Origin of the sequence: Micromonospora sp. S4605 (assembly GCF_003176715.1) — a bacterium.
Classification (GTDB): domain Bacteria; phylum Actinomycetota; class Actinomycetes; order Mycobacteriales; family Micromonosporaceae; genus Micromonospora; species Micromonospora echinaurantiaca.
In genome coordinates this window covers 1-1,736 of the sequence record NZ_QGSW01000467.1, presented here as the reverse complement: position 1 = coordinate 1,736, position 1,736 = coordinate 1, and the positions used below count along the sequence as shown (strand labels likewise).

Genomic DNA, 1,736 nt, shown 5'->3' with positions numbered 1-1,736 from the left:
GGTCAGGACGCCGAGCTGCTGGCCCAGGTGGCGGCGAACCCGGCCGACGGGGTCGCCACCCTGGTGGACGCGGTGCCCGGGCTGCTCGCCGCCGACTGGGCGGTCGCCGCGGTGGTGCCGTTGGACTGGGCCACCCGGGCCGGCGGCGGGCAGCCCACCATCGGGCAGGCCAGTTGGCGGGCGCCGGTCCCGCCGCCGCTGCCGGAGGTGACTCCGCTGCGCGCCCGGGCGGTCAGCACGCCCGACGGCGGCCACTTCGCGGTCGCCCCGTTCGGCCGGGCCGGCCTGGTGCTGGTGTTGGCCCGGGAACGCACCGAACCGCTGGCCGCGCCGGCGTTCCACGGCACCGAGGTGGACCGGCTGGCGCAGCTGGTCCGGGCCAGTGCGGTGATCCTCGGCGACCGGCTCGACCTGGTCGGCGTGCCGCCGGTGGTGGCCGGCCCTTGACCGAGCCGGCTCGCGGGTCGGGTGTGGCGCAGGTCGCGCACCTGGTTCCGGAGCCGTCACCCCGGGGCAACCGGCCGGCAACAGCCAGCCGCGAGGGTCGTACCGGGGAAGGGAGGCAACCATGACGTTGTGGCGGATCCGAGCCACCGTGGACGACCGGCCGGGCTACCTGTCGGTGCTCACGGCCAGCCTCGCGTTGCGCGGGGTCAACATCCTCACCGTGCAGGTGCACACCACCGAGCGGGGCGCGGTCGACGACTTCCTGGTCGACGCGCCGGACACGCTCGGCGAGGCCGACCTGGTCGCCGCCGTCGAGCGGGGCCGGGGCCGGGACTGCTGGGTCGCGCGCAGCGAGGCGCGCGGGCTGGCCGACCAGCCGACCCGGGTGCTCGGCCTGGCCAACCGCCTGGTGCGTGACCCGGACGCGACCGGTGAGGCGCTGCGCGCGCTGCTCGGCGCGGACACGGTCAGCTGGCGGCCGGCGCCGGCCGGGGTCCGCAGCGGCATCACCGGGCGCACCATGCTGCTGGCCGATCCGGGCGGCGGGTCCTTCGAGCTGCGCCGGGCCGCCCCGGACTTCACCCCGGCCGAGTACGCCCGGGCGCAGGCCCTGGCCGAGTTGGCCGCGACCGTCGCGCGTCGGGCCGCCGAGCAGGTCACCCTGGTCCTGCCCGACGGCGCCGAGGTGGGCGTACGACCGGCCGGCCCGGACGACCTGGCTGGCGTGGTCGAGTTGCACGAGGCGTGCTCGGCGCGCAGCCGGTACCGGCGCTACCTGGGCGGCGGGGCGGCCCCGTCGCCGAACCGGCTGCGCCGGCTGCTGGAACCGGCGCGCGGGTTGACCCTGCTCGCCACCGCGCCCGGCTGCCCCGGCCCGGGGGAGCCGGTGGTGGCGATGGCGAACCTGCTCGCCGAGGGCGACGAGGCCGAGGTGGCGTTGCTGGTGCGGGACGACTGGCAGCGGCGCGGGCTGGGCTCGGCGCTGCTGCGGCGACTGGTCGGGCACGCCGAGCGGGCCGGCTACGCGGCGCTGCTGCTGCACGTCCAGGCCGAGAACGCCCCGATGCTGCGCACCCTGCGCCGGCTGGCCCGGCCGACCCCGACCGACCGTGACGGCGCCCTGCTCACCCTCACCATCCCGCTCACCACCCCCACTTCCGCCCGCCCCCGCTGACGACCGGGCGCGATCTCGCACTCTCCGCCCCGGCGGAACCGGCACGTGCCCGGTTCCGCCGGGCCGGAGGTGCGAGATCGCGCCTGGTCGTCAGCGGGGGCGGACGGAAGTGGGG

Annotated in this window: 1 protein-coding gene and 1 pseudogene; both read left to right on the top strand. The window is 78.0% G+C overall.

The window, feature by feature from the left end; genetic code table 11:
• Nucleotides 1-447, top strand: a pseudogene (locus DLJ47_RS34525) (amino acid-binding protein); the annotation flags it as partial.
• A gap of 121 nt (nt 448-568) precedes the next feature.
• Nucleotides 569-1,621, top strand: coding sequence for a GNAT family N-acetyltransferase (locus tag DLJ47_RS34520; RefSeq protein WP_109906475.1), 1,053 nt, complete (start codon nt 569-571; stop codon nt 1,619-1,621).
• The last annotated feature ends 115 nt before the right edge of the window (nt 1,622-1,736 follow it).